Raw genomic sequence first — 20719 nt, 5'->3', positions numbered from 1 at the left:
CGGCGTCAGGCCAGGCCCTGGCCGATGACGTAGTCGGCGAGGGTGCCGACCGACTCGAAGTGGTGCTGCTCCAGCGTGTCCGAGTCGATCACCACGTTCAGCCGGTCCTCGATGTGCATGAGCAGTTCGAGGACGTTCGTGGAGTCCAGCCCGAGCTCGTCCATCAGCCGGGTCTGCTCGGTCACCTGGACGGAGTCGCGGTTCAGCACCGCGACGACGGCGTCGATCATGTGGTCGACGACCGCGGCGCGGTCGACGGTGGCTTCCGAAGCCATGGTCATGGCGGGCCTCCTGTGTGCCGGTCGGGGTTGGGTTGTCAGTCGAGGATCTGCGGGCCGAGCAGGTCCTCGACGGTGTCGCGGCGACGGACCAGGCGGGCCCGTCCGCCGTCCACCAGCACCTCGGCCGGGTGGCCGTGGCTGAGGAAGAGCACCGGCGAGGCGCTCGGGCCGTACGCGCCGGAGCGCAGCACGCCGACCAGGTCGCCCGGCCGCAGCTCGGGCAGATCCACGTTGCGGCCGACGGTGTCGTTCGGCGTGCACAGCGGGCCGGTGACGTTCCACGGGCCGGCGTCCGTGCCGGCCCGGTTGAGCAGCCGCATTGGGAAGTTGCGTTTGACGTAGGAGCCGATGCCGACGGCCGCCATGTGGTGGTTCGTGCCGCCGTCGGTGACCGCGAAACGCTCCCCCATCGAACTCTTCACGTACCGCACGCGGGTGACGTAGGTGCCGCACGGCGCGGTCAGGTACCGGCCGAGCTCCAACAGCAGCCGGGCCCCGGGGTGCGCGGCGTGGAACGCCTCGACCACCGGGTTGAGCAGGTCGGCGACCACGGCCGGGTCGAGGTCCGGTTCGCCGGGGAAGTAGGCCACCCCGAGGCCGCCGCCCACGTCGACCGCTTCCAGGACGAAGTCCAGCCGCTCGGCGAGCCGCTCGGCCAGGTCGATGATCCGGCGGGCGTTCTCGGCGATCACCTCGGGATCGAGGATGCGGGTGCCCAGGTAGGCGTGTACGCCCAGGACGCGTACCCCGGGATGGTTCTTGACCAGGTCGGCCTCGTCGAAGAGCTGCTGCTCGTCGATCCCGAACTGGCGCGGTTTGCCGCCCATGGTGAGGCCGGAGCCCTTGACCGCGAAGCTCGGGTTGACCCGCAGCATCACCGGGGCGATGACGCCCCGCTCCCGGGCCAGCTCGTCGATCACCGCCAGTTCCCCGAACGACTCGCAGACCAGCGCGAAGACGCCCTCGGACAGGCACGCCTCGAGTTCGGCGCGGCTCTTGCCGGGGCCGAGGAAGATGATGTCGCGCGTGGCCGCCCCGGCGGCGAGCGCGGTACGCAGCTCCACCATCGACGACACCTCCGCCCTGGCGCCCTGCGAACCGAGCAGGGCGCAGACGGCCACGTTCGGGTTGGCCTTCAGCGAGTAGAAGATCTCCATCGCCGGATGCAGCCGCTCGCGCAGCCCCAGGTACTGCCCGCGCAGGCTGTCCCCGTCGTACACGTAGAGGGGCGTGCCGAACCGCTCGGCCAGTTCGGACATCGCCACGCCCTGGATCGTCATTTCTCCGGTCACTGTCGTGTTCCTTCCGCCACGGCCGCCAGGCGGCCCGCGATCTCGCCGTCCATCGCCGCCAGCTCGTCGGCCGTCGGCGCGGTCAGCAGGCCGTACAGCCGGCCGTCCGCAGCTCCCGCGCCTTCTCGCACCAGGGCGTTCACCGTCGAGAAGTTCTGCACCACCATCCCGGCCTCACCGGCGGCGCTCAGCAGCCACCGCCCGAGCCCGTCCCGAACCTCACCGAAGCGCAGCGGCCGCGCCAGGCGCAGCGGATACTGCCGGGCCAGCGCGTACCAGCCCGCCGGCACCAGGTGTTCCTGGAGACCGACCTGGTACGTCGACATGTTGTGCCGCGCGTTGATCTCCACGACCGGATAGACGCCGCCCTCGGGATCGAGCATCGCGTCCACCCCGACCACGCCGTGGTAGCCGTCCCGGGCGAGGCGGGCGCCGAGCACCGCGGCGCTGTGCGTCACGATCGCGAGCTGGCCCTCGGTCAGCCCGGCCGGCATCCGGTGCCCCTTGTGTACGCCGTTGGCGGTGACCGCCTCCTTGACGAAGTCGAAGTGCACCCCGCCGTCGCGGAACACAATGAACTGGTAGTTGAGGTCGACGGTCTTGGCGACCCACTCCTCGACCAGCAGCGCCAGCCGCTGATCGCCGGAGCGGTCGGCCCGGCGACGCAGCGTCCGGTGGATCTGGTCCAGGCGCGCCGCGTCCCTGATCAGCAGCAGGCCCTTGCCGGACACCCCGTACGAGTCCTTGAGCACCACCGGCCGCCCGGCCGCGAGCAGGCCCCGGGCGTGTTCCACCGCCTCGTCCAGGTCCTCGACGGTCTCGCAGATCCAGCCCGCGGACTGGCGCAGCCCCAGCTCGGAGGCGATCCGCCGGCTGTAGATCTTGCCGTTGACGGCCTTGCAGACGGCCGCCGGCGACCCGGCCAGCGCGACCCCGGTCAGCGTGGCGAGCGCCTCCTCGTCCCCGGAGACCCCGTGCGGAACGATCGCGGCCGCCCCGGCCAGGGCGGACAACCGGGCCAGCAGGGCCGGGCTGTCCAGCGCGTCCTGCGTCACCGTGCGGTGCGGGTCCTGGCGGTCGGTGATCAGCAGATGCGGCAGGGCCGTCCCGAGCGCCTCCAGATGGGCCAGGTGCTCCGGGTCCGGCCGGTCCTTGAGCACCACGTAGTCGTCCGGGCCGGCCAGCAGCAGGGCGAACTCGTCCATCCGGTTGACCATCGCGTCGCCCGCGGTGAGCGCGACGCGGGGCAGGCCCGGCTCGTCACCGCCCCACCGCTGCTCGACCTCGAAGTTGCCGAGGAACACCAGCGGGGTCCGGTCGGTGCCCAGCAACGCCGTCCGCAGCCGTCTGACGAAAGGTTCCTGTGTCGTCGTCATAGCGTCCTGTCAGTGCTCGAAGACCGCAGCGGCGAAGGTCGAACCCAGCCCGACCGCGGCCATCAGGTAGCGGTCGCCGGGCCGTAACCGGCCCAGTTCGCGGGCCGCGACGTAGTTGAGGAAGGAATCGGCGCAGAAGCAGTGGCCGGTGACCGGCATGTTGTCCAGGAACAGGCGCTCCACCGGGATCCCGACCTTGCGCGCCACCCGCACCCAGGACACCCGGTTCACGTTGTGCGGCAACACCAGGTCCAGGTCGGCGACGGTGATCCCGGCACGCGCCACCGCCGCGAGGATCACCTCGGCGAGCGCGTCCGGATAGCGCTGCTGGAACTCCAGGGACATCTGCGCGGTCAGGGACAGCCCGGCGTTGAACTCGCCGTGCGTGGCCGAGGCGTACGACAGCAGCCGGTCGCGCCGGCCCGTGCCGACCAGGACGGCCGCGCAGCCCTCCCCCATCAGCGCGGTGCCCGGGATCATCCGGGCCGACGGGGTGAACGCCTTCTCACCGACGAAGACCAGGGCCAGCGCGCCGGGCTCGCCGTCCTCGGCGAGCAGCCGGCCGGCCATCTCGACGGCCAGCAGCCCGGAGGCGCAGGCGTGCTGGGTGACCGCGAACGCTCGCGCGTGCCGTAGGCCGAGGGCCCGCACCACGTCGTGCAGCGGATCCTCGGGGTACGGCGCGATCGCCTGCAGGGTCCGGGCCTGCACCACGTACCGGACCTGGGATTCGCGGCCGCGCAGCTCGGACAGTTTCGCCGCGGCGTTGAGCATCAGGTCGGTGATCGTGCCGGTCGGTTCCCGCAGCACCTCGGCCAGTCCGTAGTACCGGCGGAACATCCGGACCTGCGTGTCGGTCAGTCCCAGCTCCCCGGCCAGCGAGCCGATCGGCACCCGTTCCGGCGGCAGGTAGGCGGAGACCGCTTCGAGGGCGGTCACGTGCCGGCGTCCAGCGGCAGGCCGGACAGGTACTCGGTGAGCGCGTCGATGCTCGGGTGGTCCCACACGATCGTCGGTTCCAGTGGCACCCCGAGGTGGTCCTCGATGTCACCGCACAGCGCGAGCGCGTACACCGAGTCGAGGCCCAGGTCGGCCAGGGGCGTGGCGGTGTCGATGGTGGCCGGGTCCCGGTTGGTGAAGTCGGCGACGCGGTCCCGCAGCCACGGACGGAGCTGTCCGGCGGCCCGGTGGTTCGGCAAGATGGTCAATTCCGGCTCCTAGGAAGGTCGGGCAGCACGCTGTCGGACAGGTCGAAGGCCCGGCCGGCGGCGTACCGGCGGGCGAGCTCCGCGTGGATCGGGCCGGCCAGCGCGGCCGGCAGCGACCGGGACGTGCCGTCCAGCTCGTCGGCCAGCCGCAGCAGGGCCGCCGTCACCCAGGCCGGGTCGGCCAGGAAGGTTCCGGGGCGGCGCTGCTCGGCCAGCCAGAGGTTCAGGCAGGTGGCGGCGGTCAGCACCGTGGTGTAGCGGGCGGTCAGGTCGAGCGCCGCCGGGTCACCGCCGATCGCCAGGTCCGCCGGACGGAGGCCGAGCGCCGCCGAACGCAGCCGGGCCAGCTCGCCGGTGAAGCGCCGGACCAGCCCGCGCAGCCGGTCGTCGCCGGCCGGCATCGCCTCGGCGGCGGCGAGCAGCTGCGCCGCGAGGGGGTCGGCCGTCGAGGCGATCCGGAGCCGGTCGAACGGCAGGGCCGGAAGATCGGCGTCCAGGTCGTACAGGCCGGGCGGTGGCTCCTGGCCGGTCGCCCAGGAGCGCCGGGCCAGCCGGGGGAGCTGAGGGAGGACGGTGGCCAGGCAGGCGACCCGGGCGGCGTGCCCGAATCCCGCCGGCGCCAGGTCGCGCTGCAACTTCTGGAAGATGCCGTACTCGCCGGTCCGCAGGTAGCTCTGCGCGCCGAGCAGCTCACCGAGCCGGGCCATGGCGCGGATGGACCGGCCGGACACGACGTACTTGACGGCCGAGGCGTACGCGTTGGTGTCCTCGGGCAGCAGGTGCACGGCGCGGGCGACGGTGGTGGACAGGCAGTCGGCGATCAGCAGGTCCGTGAACGCCTCGGCCAGCGCGCTACGGACCACCGGCATGGCGCCCACCGGGCGTCCGCGCAGCCGCCGGTCCTCGCCGAACCGCAGCACCGCGCGCAGGCCGGTGTCCAGCACGCCCAGCGTCATCGCCGGCAGCCCGGTCCGGGTGAGCTGGAACGAGCGCAGCGCGACCTCCATGGCCGAGCCGAGCGGTCCGAGTGCCACGCCCGCGTCGACCGGGCACCGGTCCAGCTCGATCCCGCCGAGCTGCACCCCGCGCATTCCGCTGCTGGGGAACCGCGGCAGGTACCGCAGCGCGCACGGCGGCAGCGTGTCCTTCTCCACGAACAGCTGGGTGTGGCTGCGGCCACCGGCCGCGTCCGAGGTACGACTGAAGATCACCATCGCGCTGCACCGCTGCGCGTTGGTGACGACCTCCTTGCGGCCGCTGAGCAGCAGCTCGCCCGGCCGCCCCGGGTCGGCCCGGAAGTCCACCCGCGCGAAGTCGTTGCCGTGTGCCAGCTCGTGGTAGACGGACGCCACCCGCCGGCCGGAGAGCAGCAGCTCCGCCAGCCGTCGCTGCTGGGCATCGTCGCCGCCGGCCCACACGTTGACCGAGGCGATGAACGAGCTGGCGCCGTAACCGAGGCCCAGGCAGGGGTCCCGCCGGAACACCGAACGCATCGTCCGGATCAGCCGGTCCAGGCCGGCCATCCGGCCGCCCCGGGCGACCGGTACGAACTCGGCGTTGAGTCCGAAGTCGTCGAGCATCCGCTCACCGTCGGCGAACATCTCCTGCCGCTCGTCGGCCGCCAGCACGGCCCGGTTCCCGAGAGGGTTCGCCGGGTCCCACGGATCACCGAAGCGGCTCTCCAGATCCCGCACGGTGCTCATCACGCCTCCTCGGCGCCGTCGACGTCGAGCACCGAAGGGCGGCGACCCGGGACGAGGGACGCGTACACCCGGTCGTAGCTCCCGGGATGGTCCGGCGCGACGCCGAGGCGGTGCAGCACCCAGGTCAGCGCCGCGTCGAGCCACAGCCCGTCCGCCCACAGCGGGTCGGCGCCGGCGTGCTCGTGGTTGTGCAGCCACAGGTGCACCGCGCTCGCGCCGGCCACACACAGCTCGTACCGGTGGGCCAGGTCGTAGGCGGCGGGTTCCACGTCGTGCGGCCGTGGGCGGTACCCGGCGAGCTCGGTGTGCAGCAGCTCGGTCGCGGCCAGGAGCGCCTCGGCCCGGGCCGACGGGCCGCCCGCCGCGTGGACGGCCGGCACCGCCGCGGCCAGCCCGCGCAGCGGCAGGCACCCGCGTCCGGCGGCCAGCGAGATCCGGTCCGGGTCCAGCTCGGGCACCGGCACCCGCAGGTCGGCCAGCGACCGTAGCCGGGCCGTGTCCACCGGGTCGCCGGGCCAGCCCCGCGCCAGTTGCGGGAACTGGTTGATCAGCGCGTTGCGGTTGACCGGGGTGCTGCCGTCGAAGATTCCGACGATCCGGTGGTCCCGCTCCACCTTCTGGAAGCGTCCGTAGTCCGGGATGCCGGTCAGGAAGGCACGGGCGCCGAGCTGCTCGCCGCACCCTCCGATCAGTTCGTCGGTGAGTGCCGGCACGAAGGCCTTGAGCACCGGGGCGAGCACGCCCAGTTCCTCGGTCTCCGCCGTCGCCGCCCGGGTGACCAGGGCGGTCACCGCTTCGGCCAGGAACAGCATGGCGTGCAGCCGGCCCACCCCGCGCCGCAGGTACGGCACGTCGGCCAGCCGCCGGCCGTACAGCCGACGGTCGGTCAGGTACCGCCGGACCAGCGCCAGCGCGTGGTCGGCCGCACCGAGCGACAACGCGGCGCAGGTGGTACGCGTCAACTGCAGGGCGCGCAGCACCGTCTCCAGGCCGGTGCCGCGCGCACCGACCAGGGCCGTCTCCGGCACCCAGGCGTCGTCGAAGACGATTCCGCTGATGTCGGCGCCCCGGATGCCGTGGGTCGGCTCCCTGGGCAGGCACCGGTACGAGTGCGCGGGGAGTTCCCGCTTGTCGGCGAGCAGCACCGTGAAGCCACGTGGCCCGCCGTCCGGATCGGTCCGCGCCAGCAGGCACACCACACCGGCCCGGGTGGCGTTGTTGATCAGCCATTTCGTCCCGGTCACCCGGTACCCGTCGTCGTGCGGGACCGCCGACACCTCACCGCCGAGCAGGTCGCTGCCGTGGCCCGGTTCGGTGAGCGCCCAGCAGACGGGCACCCCGGCCAGGATCGTGCCGGCGAGCGACCGGGCCTGCGCCCGGTCCGACTCGTCCCGCGGCGACCGGGCCCAGACCGAGGCCGCGCCGAGGAACGTCTTGCCGTGTCCGATGGCCGTCGTCAGGTCCCGGCGCGCGATCACCCGCAGGACCTGGACCAGGGTGTCGAAGCCGCGCAGTTCACCGCCGTACGCGGCCGGGACGTAGTGCGCCGGCAGGCCGAGCCGGTCCAGGTGCGCGCAGATCTCCGCCGGGAACGCCTCGCTCTCGTCCGCGGCAGCGACCCGGGCGTGGTTGAAGACGACGTCGGCGTCGTCAGGATCGCCCAGCCACTCGTCGAGGTGGCGGGCCACTGCAGCGGCCAAGGGCAGGGTGGGCGCGGCCATCTCAGGCCCGCACCCGGTCGTCGGCCCGGCGCGCGGCCCGCACGCCGTCGGTGAGTTCTTCGTGCTCGGCACCGAGGGCACCGGTCAGGAAGAGCATCCGGGCCAGGCCGCGCTGGATCTTGCCACTGGTCGTGCGGGGCACCGTGCCGGGGCGGACCAGCACCACGCTGACCGCGCCGGTCCCGAACTCCCGGGACAGCACGTGGCGGACGGCGGTGACCACGGCGGCGCGGGCCGCCGGGTCGAGGGACCGGGCGCGGCACTCCTGCACCACCACCAGTTCCTCGTGCGGCACCTCGACGGTGAAGGCGGCACCGACACCTCGGGACAGGCTCTCGTCCACCGCGCGCACCGTCACCTCGATGTCGTGCGGGTACAGGTTGCGGCCGTTGACGATCAGCAGTTCCTTGATCCGGCCGGTCACGTAGAGCTGGCCGTCGCGCAGCAGGCCCAGGTCCCCGGTACGCAGGAAGCCGCCCTCGCCGTCGGCCAGCTCGTTGTCGAACACCTCCCGGGTGGCCTCCGGGTTGGCCCAGTAGCCGCGCGCCACGCTGGCGCCACGCAGCCAGATCTCGCCGATCCGGTCGGGCGGTCGCGGCAGCCGGGTGGCCGGATCGACGATCCTGATGTCGAACTCCGGAGTGGACTCGCCGCTGCTGACCAGCTCGCGCACCGGCTCCGGGTGGTCGGCTCCGACCGGTGTCACGATGTTCCGTTCCAGCTCTTCGGCGTCGACAGTGAGCACCACGGGCGGGCGGCCGATGGTGGCGCCGCTGACGCTGAGCGTGATCTCGGCCAGGCCGTACCCGGGGCAGACGGCCTCCGGCCGCAGCCCGGCGGCGGCGAATCGGCTGCCGAACGCGGCGAGGGTGGCCGCCTGCACCGGTTCCGAGCCGTTGACCGCGCGCCTCCACCGGGACAGGTCGACGCCGGCGATCTGCTCGTCGGTGATCCGCCGGGTGCACAGGTCGTACGCGAAGTTCGGCGCCGGAGAGATCTCGATGTCGTGCCGGTCGATCAGCCGGAGCCAGGTGACGGGACGTTTGAGGAACGTCGTGGCCGACATCCCGACGCTGCACCCACCCCGCGAGAGCGGGGCCAGCAACTGCCCGATCAGGCCGAAGTCGTGGTACATGGGCAGCCATCCGCCGACGCGTACGCCTTCGCCGCCGCCGAGGATCTCATTGAACGCCCGCAGGTTGGGCAGCAGGTTCGCGTGGTCCACGACGACACCCTTGGGGTCGCTGGTGGAGCCGGAGGTGTACTGCAGGAAGGCGATGGCGGACCCGTCGACGGCCGGCCGCCGCCATGCCGCCGCCCGCTCCAGGGGGATGTCGTCGAAGGCCAGGCACGGTACGTCGGACAGCCCGGACTCGCCGGCCCAGTCGCGGACCGCGTCGAGGGCCGCTGCGTCGGTGACCACCGCGGCCACCTGGGCGTTGTGCGCGATGCCGGCCAGCCGCTCTCGTTGCCGGCGATATCCGTCCGGCAGCGGGGCCGGGACCGGGATCGCACCGGCGTGCTGGACGCCGAGGAAGTTCTCGGCGAAGGCGGTGCCGGGCTCGTTCAGCACGAGCACCCGGTCCCCGGGGCGGACGGTGTCGGCGAGCAGCACCGCGATCTGCCGGGCCCGGGCGGCCAGGTCGGCCCACGACACCGTACGCACCCCGGCGTCGCCCGGTCCGGGGTCGGCGTCGAAGATCAACGCCGGTCGTTCCGGGTGGAGGGCGGCACGCTCCTGCAGCAGGTCGACGAACGTTTCGTGGTCGGGCATCAGGCGCTCCCCGCGGGTCGGTGACGTGCCGGACCCAGCGTCGCGCCGGATCCTGCGTGTGCAGAAGGCTCGATCGAGCGGGCGGTTGGGGTAGCCGAACAGGTATGCCAGGCGGTCACGGCGCCTCCTGCCAGCCGCCGAGCCAGCCCTGCGACACTCCGGCCAGGCCGACGGCGACCAGCGCCGCCCGTCGTTCGACGGTCAGACCGGTGGCGTCCGGCTCCGCCAGGCCGGAGGTGATCCAACTGGTCATCGCGGCCTGGGCCAGCCCGGCCCCGACGGCTGCCGGGGGCCAGACCCCGTCCGCCTCGCCGCGGCGGACCGTCACCGCGTCCGCGCCGAGCAGGTAGCCGGCCGCCCACACCTCCAGGGCGAGTCGCCAGGGCAGGCCCGAGGGCAGGCCGGTGACCCCGAGCAGGCGGTCGAACCCGTCCACCACCTGGTTCACGGTCAGCCCGACCAGGCCGCAGTGATCAGCCCAGTACCAGCCGAAACCGTGTTCGACCGGTTCCCCGCTGCCGGGCCGAAGCGGCCGCAACAGGCACCGGCTGCGATGCAGCTGCACGGTGTAGGGCAGCTTTTCGTCGGAGCGACACCGCCGTGCCAGGGCCTCCTCGGCGGTCGTGCTGAACTGCCAGTACGTCGGCGACAGGGCCGGAGCCGGCAGGAAGACGGTGGCGTGGAACCGGCCCGGATGCCCGACGATCGTCGGATCGAACCGGTGATCGACCAGGTGCGGCACGGTCCCGACGACCGGGATGCCGGCCTCCCGGCAGAACATCACCACCATCTCGTCGTCGTCCTTGACGTCGTCCGGAATGCCCGCCAGGTAGTCGGCCAGCTCCTGGGCCTCCCGGACCGGCAGGACGAACCCCTGGGTGGGGGTCCACTCGAACAGCGACAGCGGCGCGAACGGCCAACCGGCGATCACCGCGCGACGGACCAGGTACGAGTTCTGCGGGCTGTCCCAGTGCGAGTAGAGCGAGATGCCGTGTTCCGGACGGGCCGCGATCGCGCGGTGGACCTGGGTGGCGAAGCTCCGGATCAGCCGGATGTCGTCCTGCAGCACCAGGTGGTGGGTGGCACCGTCGGCGACGGCGCGCCAGGCCACCTTGGCGGTACGCAACGGGCTGGGCATCCCGTCCGGGTCCGGATCGGTGACCACCCGGGCGGCCAGCGGGGCGCAGTCGCGCACGAGCGGTGGGATGCGCTCCCGCCGACGCGGGTGGTGCATGATCGCCACGCTGAGCCGGATCTCGGTGGCCGTCACCGCGCTTCCGCGGCCGAGAGGCCGGCCGGCGCGACCGGCTCCCCACCACTGGTCGCCGACCGGTAGGCCGCCTCGATCAGCGCCGTCGTGGTGACGACCTCCCGCATCGGCCGGTCCCAGCCGGTGCCCGCGGCTACCAGGCCGGCGAAGTCGGCGAACATGCCCGGGAACCACTCCTGGTGGGTCTGGTCCCGGTTCGGTGGGGCCAGGTCGGTGCGCTCCAGCCCGTCCGCGGTACGCACCTCGGCCATCCCGTCGTGCACGTCGGCGGCGCCGTCCGGGCCACTGACCAGATAGCGGTTCGACCGGGTATCACTGACCCAGCTCAGGTCGATCTCGCAGGTCCCGCCGTCGCCGAACTCCAGGTCCAGCCGGGCGGCCACGTCCATCCCGCCGGTGGCGTCGCCGTCCGCCCACTGCGCGACGCAGGAGACCGTCCGGGGCGCCTCGCCGAAGAGCTGGGTGGCCATGTACGCGCAGTGCGTCCCGTGGTCGAGCATGATCCCGCCCCGTGCCACCGAGATGTCCCGACGCCAGTCCGGTTGCCAACCCGGCACCCCGCGGGCGTGCGAGTCACGGGCGATCCGGAACCGGGCCCGCAACGGACCGCCGAGCCGCCCGCCGGCGACCGCGCCGGTGAGCACCTGCATCATCGGCGAGAAGCCGTAGTTGTGCGCGGGGTAGAGCAGCAGGCCCCGGTCCCGAGCCAGGTCGATGAGGTCGAGCGCCTCGTCGGTGCGCACCGCGACCGGCTTTTCGCAGATCACGTGCAGGCCGGCGGCGAGCGCCTCGCGTTCCAGCTCGACGTGATGGTTCGGTGGGGTGCAGATGTCGACCGCGTCCACCGGTTGGGCGGCGAGCAGCTCGGCCAGTGTCGGGTAGGTGGCCAGGCCGGGGTCGAGCTGCCGGGCCCGTGCCCGCCGCTCCGGCGACGGGTCGAGCACCGCGACGACCCGGCCGGCGGTGACCGTACGGTATGCGTGCAGTCGCCCTTCCCCCGCGGTGCCGAAACCGATGACGGCGATCCTCATGCCGGTACCTCCTCGAGGTGCTGGGGTGCCGCGCCGTCGATCAGGACGCGGCGGATGATCTCGACGGCCTGCTCGGCCAGCTCCGCGTCCACGTTCAGCGGTGGGTAGAGGCGCAGCGTGGTGCCTCCGGTCATCACCAGCACCCCGGCGTCGACCAGTGCCAGGAACGTCTCTCGGAAGGTGCCCTTGTCCAGCGGCCGGCGGGACTGCTTGTCGGCGACCAGCTCGATGCCGATGGCGAATCCGGCGCCCCGGACGTCGCCGACGAGCGGGGACTCGTCGACAAGCGGCTCGAGCGCGGCCAGCATCTCGGCGCCGAGCTTGCTCACGCGGCTGGGCAGGTCCTCGTCGACCAGCACGTCGGTGGTGGTGGCGACCGCCCGGCAGGCCAGCGGGAACGCACCGAAGCTGGACGAACTCGCGCTCGGGTCGGAGAACGGACTGGCGGCCATCAGCTCCGCGGTGGAGATCACCCCGGTGACGGGATATCCGGCGCCCATCCCCTTGCCGACCGTGACGATGTCCGGCGCCACCTCGTCACGCATGAAGGCGAACGACTCGCCGGTACGGCCGAAACCGGTCATCATCTCGTCGACGATCAGCAACGCGTCGAACTCGTCGGCGACCGAGGCCAGTGCGGCCAGGTAGCCCGGTGGCGGCACCACGTTGCCCGACCGGCCCTGCACCGGCTCGACGACGAGGGCCGCCAGTGCGCCGGTCGAGTTCTCCTTGATGGTCTCCCGCACGGTCTCCACGCAGGCGTAGCCGCAGCTCGGGAAGGTCATCTTCAGCGGGCAGTGGTAGCAGTTGGCGTACGGTGCGCTGAAATAGCCGGAGGGCAGCGGCCCGAGACCGGACCGCGCGCCCGCGGTGAGCGCCAGGCTGCCCAGCGTCTTGCCGTGGAAGCCGCCCCAGAACGACAGGAACTCGTGCTTGCCGGTGACCGACTTGGCCAGCCGCAGTGCCGCTTCCACCGCCTCGGTGCCGCCGCTGTAGAGCTGGATCCGGTCCAGCGGCGGCGGCAGGAACTCGCGCAGCGACTCGGCCATCGCCCGGCGGCCGGCCGACCCGAACGCACCGGCCGGCGCGGTGGCGAGCTCGGCGGTGAGGGCGGCGATCAGACGTGGGTTGGCATGGCCGATCGAGTTGACCCCGCCGGCTCCCTGGAAGTCGATGATCTCGTTGCCGTCCACGTCGACCAGGACCGCGCCGGCGGCGGACTCGACGCACAACTGCGCCCAGAGCATGACGGCCTGCAGGCCGGGTCCGATCACTTCCTGCTCAGCGGCCCAGTGCTGAGCACCACGTGGCCGGTCGGGCGTACGCCCAAAACGCCGGCCGTCGCCTGAACTCTCTGCCATCGCTCCGCCTCTCGGGTGCGGCCGATCCACCGGTCACGCCGACCGCGGACCGCCTTCCGCCCATGCTCGGGATCCGGCGGCGGGCCCGGGAGCCTCCATCGGCCACGACGAATGGGCATGCCCGGACGGCTGACACGTCCGGGCAGCGCGGCACCGAGGCGGACGCGGTTAGCGTGGCGCCGTGACCAGCACCGTGCAGGACCTCATCGACGTGGCGGCGCGGTCCGCCGTGGACGCCGGCCGCCTGGTCCGGCAGCGATTCGGCGACCCGGTCGAGGCCTCCCCGAAGCAGGCGGCCCACGATGTCGTGACCGGGACCGACCTGGCCGCCGAGGCATTGATCCGCGCCGCGTTGGGTGACGCCGCCGCGCGCTCGACAGTGGTGGGCGAGGAAGGTGGCCGGCAGGACGGCGCCCAGGCCGGTCCGGACGATCCGGTGTGGCTCGTCGATCCGATCGACGGCACCTACAACTTCGTCCGGGGCATCCCTTTCTTCTGCGTGTCGATCGGCCTGCGGATCGGCGGTCGTACCGTGGGCGGCTGCGTCTACGACCCGCTGCGCGAGGAGTTGTTCACCGCGGCGGACGGCCGCGCGTGGCTGAACGGCGCTCAGCTACCGACGCGAACCTCCGCGTCGCCGGCGGCGCCGCTCGTGCTGTGCGACATCCCGAACGCCGGAGGACCGCCGTCCACCGCCGAGACCGATCTGCTCGCCGCGCTGCTCACCGCCGCCGCGGACGTGCGACGGCTCGGTTCGTCCGCGCTGGCGCTGGCGTACGTCGCGGCGGGCCGCGCCGACGTGGCCGCCAACGCGGACGTCTACGACTGGGACACCGCGGCCGGGCGGGCTCTGGTCACCGCCACGGGCGGCGGTTACCTGAGCCACCCCGATCCGCTGCCGACCCGGCGGCGGGGCAGCTTCGTCGCATGGGCCCCCGCGTACGCGGCCCTCGGCCGCGCGGTCGGCGAGGCCCTGCGCCCCGACAGCTTCGCGGAGGTCGTGTGACACGCCGGCGCTTTCTGATCATGGGCGGCATGCACCGCAGCGGCACCACCCTGCTGGCCGCGCTGGTAGGCACGAATCCGCAGGTGGCCGGGTTCCGGCAGACCGGTGCGCCGATGGACGAGGGCCAGTACCTGCAGACCGTCTGTCCCTACGACGAGCAGCACGGCGGTCCGGGGCGGTTCGCGTACGCGCCCGGGGCACACATGACCGAACACCACGAGCTGGCCAACCCGGCTACCGCCCGGCTGCTGCGCGAGCAGTGGGGCCGCTACCTGGATCCCGGCCGCCCGGTCGTGCTGGAGAAGTCGCCGCCCAACCTGTTGCGCTTCCGGTTCTTCCAGCGGCTCTTCCCGGGCTCCCGGTTCGTGCTGGTCGAGCGGCATCCGGTGGCAGTGGCGATGAGCACCCGGAAGTGGACGCCGGCGCTGACCGTGCGGCAGCTCGTCGAACACTGGCTGCACGCCCACGATCTGGCCCGGGCCGACGCCACACACCTCGGCGCGATGCTGACCCTCCGCTACGAGGACCTGATGGAAGACCCGGACCGCACATTGGCGGGCATCGCGGCCTTCGCCGGCCTTCCACCCGTCTTCGACGTCGGCGACCTGGACCGGGACACGAACAGCCGCTACCTGCAGGCCTGGCGGCAGGGCCCCGGGGCCGACGACAACCTCGCCGACCTCGCCGACCGGGTCGCACGGTACGGCTACCGGCTGCCCACGCCCGCCTGAACCGGCTCCGCCTGAAAGGTAGACCCAATGTCCCGGCTGCTCATCGTGCACGGCACCGGCGGACCGCGGCGCTCCGACGACTCGGTCCGCCGGGAGTGGATCGGCTCCGTCGAGGACGGACTGGCGCTGGCCGGCTATCCCGCGGCGGCCCCGGATGCCGCCCTGGTCAACCTCGACGCCCCGGACCGCGTGCCGGCCGTCAGCGACAGCGATCCGGCCGCCGAGACCGCGCTGTTGCGGCGCTGCTGGCAGGCCGCCACCTTCGACACCGAGGCCGGTGCGGAGCCGGTCGGCGTGGACGAGTTGGCCACCCGGCTGGCCTGGTCCCGTTACTTCTGCGGGCTGACCGCCGAGGAGCTGACCGGAACCCTGCGTCAGGTGCGGGCGTTCGCCGCCGGCGCGACGGCCGGGCACCCCGCGATCGACGCCGTACGCGCCGCGCTCACCGCGGACACCGAGATCGTGATCGGCCACTGCCTGGGCGGGGTGGCCGCCGCGCTGGCCCTCGCCGACGCCGGTGCCGCCGCCCCTGCGTTGATCACCCTGGGTGCACCGCATCCCCCGGCCGTGGGACCGCCCGCCTCCGGACCCGCCGTCTGGGTGGATGTCACCGACGTGCAGGACACGCTGCTCCTGGCCGCCGGAACCGGTCCGGCCGGCGTCACCGGGAGGGTGTCACTCGACTGCGACCCCCGACTGCGCGGCGCTCGCAACTATCTGGCCTCACCGGAGTTCGGCAAGGTGCTCGGCAGCCTGCTGGAGACGTGCGACGGCGGCTGACCTCCGGAGCATGTCCGGAACGAGACATGGTCCTGGAAGGGGCGTGCCGCCGTCCGTTTCGATGATTCGTGTGACTCCGAGTGAGAGGAGCGCGGTCATGACCGCGACGATCGTCGAACACCATCCGCACCGCGAGTCGGCAAGCCTGCGCATCGCACTCGTAATGATCAACGACATCCTGCGGGACGGCCTCCGCGTGGCACTCCGCGGCCTGGCCCTGACCACTTCCGTCCGTTCGTACCGCTCGATGCCGGAACTGCTGACCGAGGCCGTCGACAAGCGACCGGAAGTGCTCGTCGTCAACGCGGCCGACGGCGTCGCGGGCATCGCGGCCGCCGCGCTGATCGCCCCGGAGAGCAAGATCGTCATGCTGATCCACGACGCCCATGCCGCCGAGGCGGTACTGGCCGACGGCGTCGTGGTGGACGGCTTCCTGCTTCAGCAGGACCTGTCCGGTCGTACCTTGGAGAACGCGCTACGGGCGATCATGACCGGTGAGGTGCCGATGCCCGCGGTTCTGGCGCAGCAACTGCTGGCCCGGGCCGGTATTCGCCGTACGCCCTCCTCGATGGCGCCCATCAAGCTGACGCCGCGCGAGCACGAGACGTTGTTGCTGCTGGTCGAAGGGTTGAGCAACAAGCAGATCGCGCGACGCCTCAAGATTTCCGACCACGGCGCGAAACGACTGGTGGCAGGGGTGCTGCTCAAGCTCGGCTGCACCAATCGGACGTCGGCGGTGGTCACCGCCATCCGCTCCGGCCTGGTGGAGTGCGCGTAGGGCGGGCGGCGACATGCAGGTGGCGGCACCGGAGTGGTGCCGCCACCTGCATGTCTCTCAGACCGCCGATCGTAACGGGGGCCGCTCGTAGAGGCCGTGCACGGCCAGTTTGATGCCGAGTTCGAGCCGACTCCGGGCACCAACCATCTGCATGATCTGCGTGACCTGCCGCTGGACGGTACGGGTGGACACGGCCAGCGCCCGCGCGACCACGTCGTCGGTGGCCCCGCCGGCCAACCGCCGCAGCACGTCACGCTGCAACGGGTTGAGCCTGCCGTGGAGGTCACTGACATCCACCCGCGCCTCGGACCAGTGGTGGTGGAAGATCGTCGTCAGCGCCTGCACTGCGGTCGGCGAGCGAACGGCCAGCGGCGACGTGGCCCCGCCCCGCGACACGATCGCCAGGTTGCGGTCCAGCACGACCATCAGCGTCGGCGAGTGCTTTCCACTCCGCACGTCAGCCCGGACACCCAGCAGGGCCCGCAGCCGGGCACCCCGGTCCAGCAGGGTTTCCCCGGCCACCACCACGCGCACCCGGGCGGCGCCGGACCATCCGGCCAGAGGCGGCCAGGTCCGGCCCGGCTCCTGATCGGACAGCAGCGCACAGTTGGCCGGAATCAGGGCGAGCACCTCGTCTCGCGCGGCTCTGATCACCCGCGCCGCCAGACGCCAGCCCGCCGCCTCGGCCTCGATGACCTTCGGCTCCGGCTCCACGGCTTCGTTCTGCATCAACTCTCCCCGAGTTGCCGTCGCAGGCACGTGGTCATGCGACAAGCGGACAGTGATTGAAACGTAGCGATGGGCGAGCGTCGCGGGTACCGGGGAATCCCTGCCTCGCCGAGCCGGATTTCACCGGCTCACCGGGCGGACCTAGGGTCCCCATCCGGCAGAGGTGTTCGACCGGAGGTACAACAGCACCGCCCGCACCCGCCGGTGCACACCCTCCGCCGCGTCGATCTGCAGCCGCTCCAGAATGCTCGTCACATACGACTCGATGGTCTTGCTGCTCAGCCGCAGACGGTCGGCTATCGCCCGGTTGGTCAACCCCTGCGCCATCAGTGCCAGCACCTCCTGCTCCCGGACGGTCAGGCGGTCGATCCGGCCGCCCGTCCGGCGCCGGGCCATCAACTCCTCGACCAGGGCCGGATCGATGACCGCGCCACCGTTCGCCAGCTCGCGCAACGCGGTGACCACCTGCTCGACGTCGAGGATGCGCTCCTTGAGCAGGTATCCGACGCCGCCCTCACCCGAGTTGACGATCGCCAGCGCGTACTCCGTCTCGATGTGCATGGAGAGCACCAGCACCGCGATGCCAGAGTAGTCCCGCCGGATCCGCTCGGCGACGGCCAGCCCTTCGGTGGTGTAGGTCGGCGGCATCCGGATGTCGACGATCACCGCGTCCGGACGGTGCCCGGCCACCGCGTCCAGCAGTTCGTGCGCGTCCTTGACCGCCGCGAGCACGGTCATCCCGGCCTGCCGCAGGAGGGCCGACAAGCCCTCCCGGATCAGCACCGCGTCGTCTGCGATGACGATGCGCACGGGATCACCGTCCGCAGCGTCGTGCCGACGCCGGGTCGGCTCTCCAACTCCAGCCGGCCGCCGAGTGCTTCGGCCCGCCGGCCGAGGTGGCTCAGACAGTCTTCGTCGTCAAGGGTCCGAATCGAGCCGGAGCCGTCGTCGCACACCTCCAGGTACAGGCAGTTCTGCTCCATCCGCATCCGGATCACCACCGTCGAGGCGCCCCCGTGCCGGACCGCGTTGGTCAACGCCTCCGCCACGACGAAGTAGGCGGCTTCCGCCACCTCACGCGGAACCAGGCGGGGCCGGCCCTCGATCCGCACCGTCACCGGCGTGTTCGAGGTCAGGGCGGCCAGCGCCTCGTGCAGCTCACGCCGATCCAGTGCGGGCGGACGCATCCCTCGGCTCAACAACCGCAACTCGGTGAGTGCCATGGCCAACTCGGTGACCGCCGCATCCAGGTGAGCATCCGCCTCGGCGGTGTCCCGCTTCGTCCGGCGCGCCATCTGCACCAGCAGGGTCGCGTTGACCAGCCGCAGCTGCGCGCCGTCGTGCAGGTCCCGTTCGATCTCGCTGCGCGCCCGGTGCCGGCCGTTCCGCGCCTCCTGCTCGTATCGGCGTTCCCAGAGCGCGGCGTCGGCCCGCCAGCCGCGTGCGTTGGCGAGCAGCACCGACGGCGGTATCAGGATCTGCAGAACCACGCCTGCCGCATTACCCACCAGCCAGGCCAGGTGGGGCGGGGTGGTCAACAGGGGCACCATCGCTGCGGCGCTCACCTGAAGGCAGAGGAGGATGCCCGGAAGCGCGACGATCCGCTGCGCGCGCTGCCATCGCCTGATCAGGTGGACGGTGAGCCAGATCGCCACCATCGCAAGCACCAGCCGCGCGGCCACCGGCTCGTACGGCTCGGTGGCCCAGCCCGGCTCGGGAAGGCAGGCCAGGCACGGATCGATCGGGCTGGCCGGCGCGGCATAGCTGTCGACGACCAGCAGCGGCAGCCCGCCGAGCACGGCGGCCAGCAGGACGCGGTCCGCCCGGGTACGCGCGCGGCCGTGCGGCTGGGTGACCAGGATGGCCACCAGGAGAGTCCAGATCAGCGGGTGCGCGACGGCCGCCACTCCGGTGCCCGTCTCACCGTGCAGCGGCCCGGTGCTCCGGGCCAGCCACACCATCGCCACGGTGAAGAACAGGGTGCCGGTCACCGGGTTGGCGGCCGACCCGATCAGGATCATCCCGGCGGTGCCGTAGGAACAGACCAGGGCCAGAGCCGTCGCGACGAAGAACGTGGTCTCCGCGTCACCGGACTGGATCGCTCGAACCGCGGCGACCACGCTCCCGCCCAACATCACACACACCAGCATCGCGACAGCCGTGCCCCGCAACGCTGGCCCCGCGTCGACTCGGCTGACCCTGCCGGGCATCGGAAGCCGGACCAATCGTCCCTCCGCGGTCGGTAGCCGATGGAGCCGACCAGTGGACGGTGGTGAACCGATGAACGGTCGCTCGACGGTCGCGACGCGATCCCTGAAGATGGTCAGGCCGCCCGAATCGATCTCCTCGATCGGCGTCAATACTATCGCATCGGCGATTAATTGGGGGCAGGTAAATCGCATAAGAGTTTCCGCAAAAGCGGTCATTACTCACCCACAGCCGCCGTAGCGACCCCAAGCGCTCGAACCGGACAGTCCGATGAGCGCACCCCGATATCGCCTATGATTCTGAGGGTATTTGCCTTCCATTCGTAGCAGCAGGTCGACGCCCTCCCTATCCCTCCCGACCCGGCCGCACGGCATCGAATTCCACCCTGCGGGCAGGCTCCGACGACGGAGCAGTTCGGCAGCCAGGTCGACGCGCCATCCGGCTTCCCGGCCGGCCGGGAAGCCGGCATGCATTCCGGCAATCAGGATAATTGTCGTCCGCTCCCAGGAAACAGGCCCGCGCATACCGTCGGCAGCCAGATGCCGGGGCACCGACACAATAGAGGTAGTCCGAGGTGACCCCGGCAAGGCGTGATCGGCATCCGTCCGAAACCCGACCCGACCGCAATTCGCCTGGCCGTGCGGCGCACACGACCGAACTGCGCGTCCGAAAGGTGACCTCGTCGCGAGCGCAACTCGCCACTGCGGCTGTCCCGGAACGGCGGACAACATCGTTCGCCGCGAGGCACTAGCGTGACGCATCGATCGAACGAGAGGCAGGCGACCATGGCGGATCGACGCGCGGTACTCGTTCCGGGGCGGGGCTACGACACCCGGGGGCCGCTCTTCGTCTACATCGGGGAGGCGTTGCGCCGGCTCGGCTTCGACGTGCACGAGGTGACCTGGCGGTCGCTGGGCGATCTGCGCCTCGACAGCGCGCCGGAGTGGGTCGCCGAGCAGTTGGACCCGGTCCTCGACGCCGGTGTGGATCTGCTCGTGGGCAAGTCGCTCGGCAGTTTCGCCGCCCCGCTCGCCGCCGACCGGGGCATCCCGGCGATCTGGCTGACGCCGCTGCTGACCGACGCCGCGGTACGGGAGCCGCTGGGCCGGGCAACCGCGCCGTTCCTGCTGGCCGGCGGCACCGCCGACCGGGTCTGGGACGGTGCGGTCGCGCGCCGGCTCACCCCGTACGTGGTGGAGGTCGCCGACGCCGACCACTCGATGATGGTGCCGGGCCCGTTGGCGGCCTCGGCCGAGGCACTGGGACGGGTCTGCACTGCGGTGGAGGAGTTCGTCAGGTCCGGCGCTGTCGACGGCTGACGGTCAGCGGCGGTCACGCGATCGGCGCCGAGCCCACACCCCGGCCACCACCGCCGCGACGAGCGGCACGAGGCAGCAGAGCGCCAGGACGGACAGGTGCCACGGCTTGATCGCTCCCATGGGCCGAACGATAGGCGTCGCTGTCCACAGC

General features: G+C 72.1%; 19 protein-coding genes. 5 read left to right on the top strand and 14 right to left on the bottom strand.

The window, feature by feature from the left end:
• Positions 1–5 precede the first annotated feature (5 nt).
• From ACSDG8_RS18340 to ACSDG8_RS18290, 11 genes are all read right to left on the bottom strand, one after another.
• Positions 6–281, bottom strand: a complete 276-nt coding sequence (locus tag ACSDG8_RS18340; RefSeq protein ID WP_198937718.1) for an acyl carrier protein — start codon at positions 279–281, stop codon at positions 6–8.
• A 35-nt stretch (positions 282–316) separates the two neighbouring features.
• Positions 317–1573: a diaminopimelate decarboxylase gene (lysA, locus tag ACSDG8_RS18335; RefSeq protein ID WP_307856245.1), complete on the bottom strand. Its 1257-nt coding sequence runs from the start codon at positions 1571–1573 to the stop codon at positions 317–319.
• Positions 1570–2949 (bottom strand): ATP-binding protein, encoded by a 1380-nt coding sequence (locus tag ACSDG8_RS18330; protein WP_210895456.1) that lies wholly within the window; start codon positions 2947–2949, stop codon positions 1570–1572. Before ACSDG8_RS18330 ends, lysA begins: the two co-directional genes overlap by 4 nt.
• A gap of 9 nt (positions 2950–2958) precedes the next feature.
• Positions 2959–3888 (bottom strand): 3-oxoacyl-[acyl-carrier-protein] synthase III C-terminal domain-containing protein, encoded by a 930-nt coding sequence (locus ACSDG8_RS18325; protein ID WP_210895455.1) that lies wholly within the window; start codon positions 3886–3888, stop codon positions 2959–2961.
• Positions 3885–4157 carry an acyl carrier protein gene (locus ACSDG8_RS18320; protein ID WP_210895454.1) on the bottom strand — a complete coding sequence of 91 codons (273 nt, stop codon included), beginning with the start codon at positions 4155–4157 and terminating at the stop codon, positions 3885–3887. The genes ACSDG8_RS18325 and ACSDG8_RS18320 overlap by 4 nt, the downstream gene beginning before the upstream one ends.
• Entirely contained in the window at positions 4154–5860 is a 1707-nt protein-coding gene (locus ACSDG8_RS18315) for an acyl-CoA dehydrogenase family protein (protein WP_210895453.1), read from the bottom strand. The genes ACSDG8_RS18320 and ACSDG8_RS18315 overlap by 4 nt, the downstream gene beginning before the upstream one ends.
• Positions 5860–7581, bottom strand: a complete 1722-nt coding sequence (locus ACSDG8_RS18310; RefSeq protein WP_210943054.1) for an acyl-CoA dehydrogenase family protein — start codon at positions 7579–7581, stop codon at positions 5860–5862. Before ACSDG8_RS18310 ends, ACSDG8_RS18315 begins: the two co-directional genes overlap by 1 nt.
• Before the next feature lies 1 nt (position 7582).
• Positions 7583–9355 (bottom strand): fatty acyl-AMP ligase, encoded by a 1773-nt coding sequence (locus tag ACSDG8_RS18305; protein ID WP_439427096.1) that lies wholly within the window; start codon positions 9353–9355, stop codon positions 7583–7585.
• Positions 9356–9470: 115 nt separating this feature from the next.
• Positions 9471–10625: a hypothetical protein gene (locus ACSDG8_RS18300; RefSeq protein ID WP_439427095.1), complete on the bottom strand. Its 1155-nt coding sequence runs from the start codon at positions 10623–10625 to the stop codon at positions 9471–9473.
• Positions 10622–11656 carry a Gfo/Idh/MocA family protein gene (locus tag ACSDG8_RS18295; RefSeq protein ID WP_439427094.1) on the bottom strand — a complete coding sequence of 345 codons (1035 nt, stop codon included), beginning with the start codon at positions 11654–11656 and terminating at the stop codon, positions 10622–10624. Before ACSDG8_RS18295 ends, ACSDG8_RS18300 begins: the two co-directional genes overlap by 4 nt.
• Complete coding sequence (locus ACSDG8_RS18290; RefSeq protein ID WP_439427093.1) at positions 11653–12930, bottom strand: aspartate aminotransferase family protein; 1278 nt, start codon at positions 12928–12930, stop codon at positions 11653–11655. Before ACSDG8_RS18290 ends, ACSDG8_RS18295 begins: the two co-directional genes overlap by 4 nt.
• Before the next feature lie 268 nt (positions 12931–13198).
• Here ACSDG8_RS18290 and ACSDG8_RS18285 point away from each other — a divergent pair, with 268 nt between their 5' ends.
• From ACSDG8_RS18285 to ACSDG8_RS18270, 4 genes are all read left to right on the top strand, one after another.
• Complete coding sequence (locus ACSDG8_RS18285) at positions 13199–14023, top strand: inositol monophosphatase family protein (RefSeq protein WP_439427092.1); 825 nt, start codon at positions 13199–13201, stop codon at positions 14021–14023.
• Positions 14020–14754 (top strand): sulfotransferase family protein, encoded by a 735-nt coding sequence (locus ACSDG8_RS18280; protein ID WP_439427091.1) that lies wholly within the window; start codon positions 14020–14022, stop codon positions 14752–14754. Before ACSDG8_RS18285 ends, ACSDG8_RS18280 begins: the two co-directional genes overlap by 4 nt.
• A gap of 27 nt (positions 14755–14781) precedes the next feature.
• Positions 14782–15534 (top strand): hypothetical protein, encoded by a 753-nt coding sequence (locus tag ACSDG8_RS18275; protein ID WP_439427090.1) that lies wholly within the window; start codon positions 14782–14784, stop codon positions 15532–15534.
• A 97-nt stretch (positions 15535–15631) separates the two neighbouring features.
• Positions 15632–16312 carry a response regulator transcription factor gene (locus tag ACSDG8_RS18270; protein WP_210895444.1) on the top strand — a complete coding sequence of 227 codons (681 nt, stop codon included), beginning with the start codon at positions 15632–15634 and terminating at the stop codon, positions 16310–16312.
• Between the two features lie 57 nt (positions 16313–16369).
• Here the strand turns inward: ACSDG8_RS18270 and ACSDG8_RS18265 are convergent, their stop codons facing one another.
• The 3 genes from ACSDG8_RS18265 to ACSDG8_RS18255 all read right to left on the bottom strand — a co-directional run bounded on the left by ACSDG8_RS18265 (position 16370) and on the right by ACSDG8_RS18255 (position 19467).
• Entirely contained in the window at positions 16370–17041 is a 672-nt protein-coding gene (locus ACSDG8_RS18265) for a helix-turn-helix transcriptional regulator (protein WP_439427089.1), read from the bottom strand.
• A gap of 141 nt (positions 17042–17182) precedes the next feature.
• Complete coding sequence (locus ACSDG8_RS18260) at positions 17183–17851, bottom strand: response regulator transcription factor (RefSeq protein ID WP_210895442.1); 669 nt, start codon at positions 17849–17851, stop codon at positions 17183–17185.
• Complete coding sequence (locus tag ACSDG8_RS18255) at positions 17818–19467, bottom strand: sensor histidine kinase (RefSeq protein ID WP_210895441.1); 1650 nt, start codon at positions 19465–19467, stop codon at positions 17818–17820. The genes ACSDG8_RS18260 and ACSDG8_RS18255 overlap by 34 nt, the downstream gene beginning before the upstream one ends.
• A gap of 567 nt (positions 19468–20034) precedes the next feature.
• On the opposite strand from ACSDG8_RS18255, the gene ACSDG8_RS18250 reads away from it, so the two are divergent.
• Positions 20035–20568 carry an alpha/beta hydrolase gene (locus tag ACSDG8_RS18250; RefSeq protein ID WP_210895440.1) on the top strand — a complete coding sequence of 178 codons (534 nt, stop codon included), beginning with the start codon at positions 20035–20037 and terminating at the stop codon, positions 20566–20568.
• The last annotated feature ends 151 nt before the right edge of the window (positions 20569–20719 follow it).

It is taken from the genome of Micromonospora sp. LA-10, from assembly GCF_051853095.1.
Classification (GTDB): domain Bacteria; phylum Actinomycetota; class Actinomycetes; order Mycobacteriales; family Micromonosporaceae; genus Micromonospora; species Micromonospora echinospora_A.
This window is presented reverse-complemented; position numbering and strand designations above follow the sequence as displayed.

Excerpts from the sequence above, each read along its gene's own strand:
- ACSDG8_RS18250 (WP_210895440.1), top strand. The coding sequence starts at position 20,035 with ATGGCGGATCGACGCGCGGTACTCGTTCCGGGGCGGGGCTACGACACC.
- ACSDG8_RS18340 (WP_198937718.1), bottom strand. The coding sequence starts at position 281 with ATGACCATGGCTTCGGAAGCCACCGTCGACCGCGCCGCGGTCGTCGAC.
- ACSDG8_RS18310 (WP_210943054.1), bottom strand. The coding sequence starts at position 7,581 with ATGGCCGCGCCCACCCTGCCCTTGGCCGCTGCAGTGGCCCGCCACCTC.
- ACSDG8_RS18295 (WP_439427094.1), bottom strand. The coding sequence starts at position 11,656 with ATGAGGATCGCCGTCATCGGTTTCGGCACCGCGGGGGAAGGGCGACTG.
- ACSDG8_RS18330 (WP_210895456.1), bottom strand. The coding sequence starts at position 2,949 with ATGACGACGACACAGGAACCTTTCGTCAGACGGCTGCGGACGGCGTTG.
- ACSDG8_RS18305 (WP_439427096.1), bottom strand. The coding sequence starts at position 9,355 with ATGCCCGACCACGAAACGTTCGTCGACCTGCTGCAGGAGCGTGCCGCC.
- ACSDG8_RS18265 (WP_439427089.1), bottom strand. The coding sequence starts at position 17,041 with ATGCAGAACGAAGCCGTGGAGCCGGAGCCGAAGGTCATCGAGGCCGAG.
- ACSDG8_RS18275 (WP_439427090.1), top strand. The coding sequence starts at position 14,782 with ATGTCCCGGCTGCTCATCGTGCACGGCACCGGCGGACCGCGGCGCTCC.
- ACSDG8_RS18255 (WP_210895441.1), bottom strand. The coding sequence starts at position 19,467 with ATGACCGCTTTTGCGGAAACTCTTATGCGATTTACCTGCCCCCAATTA.
- ACSDG8_RS18270 (WP_210895444.1), top strand. The coding sequence starts at position 15,632 with ATGACCGCGACGATCGTCGAACACCATCCGCACCGCGAGTCGGCAAGC.
- ACSDG8_RS18315 (WP_210895453.1), bottom strand. The coding sequence starts at position 5,860 with ATGAGCACCGTGCGGGATCTGGAGAGCCGCTTCGGTGATCCGTGGGAC.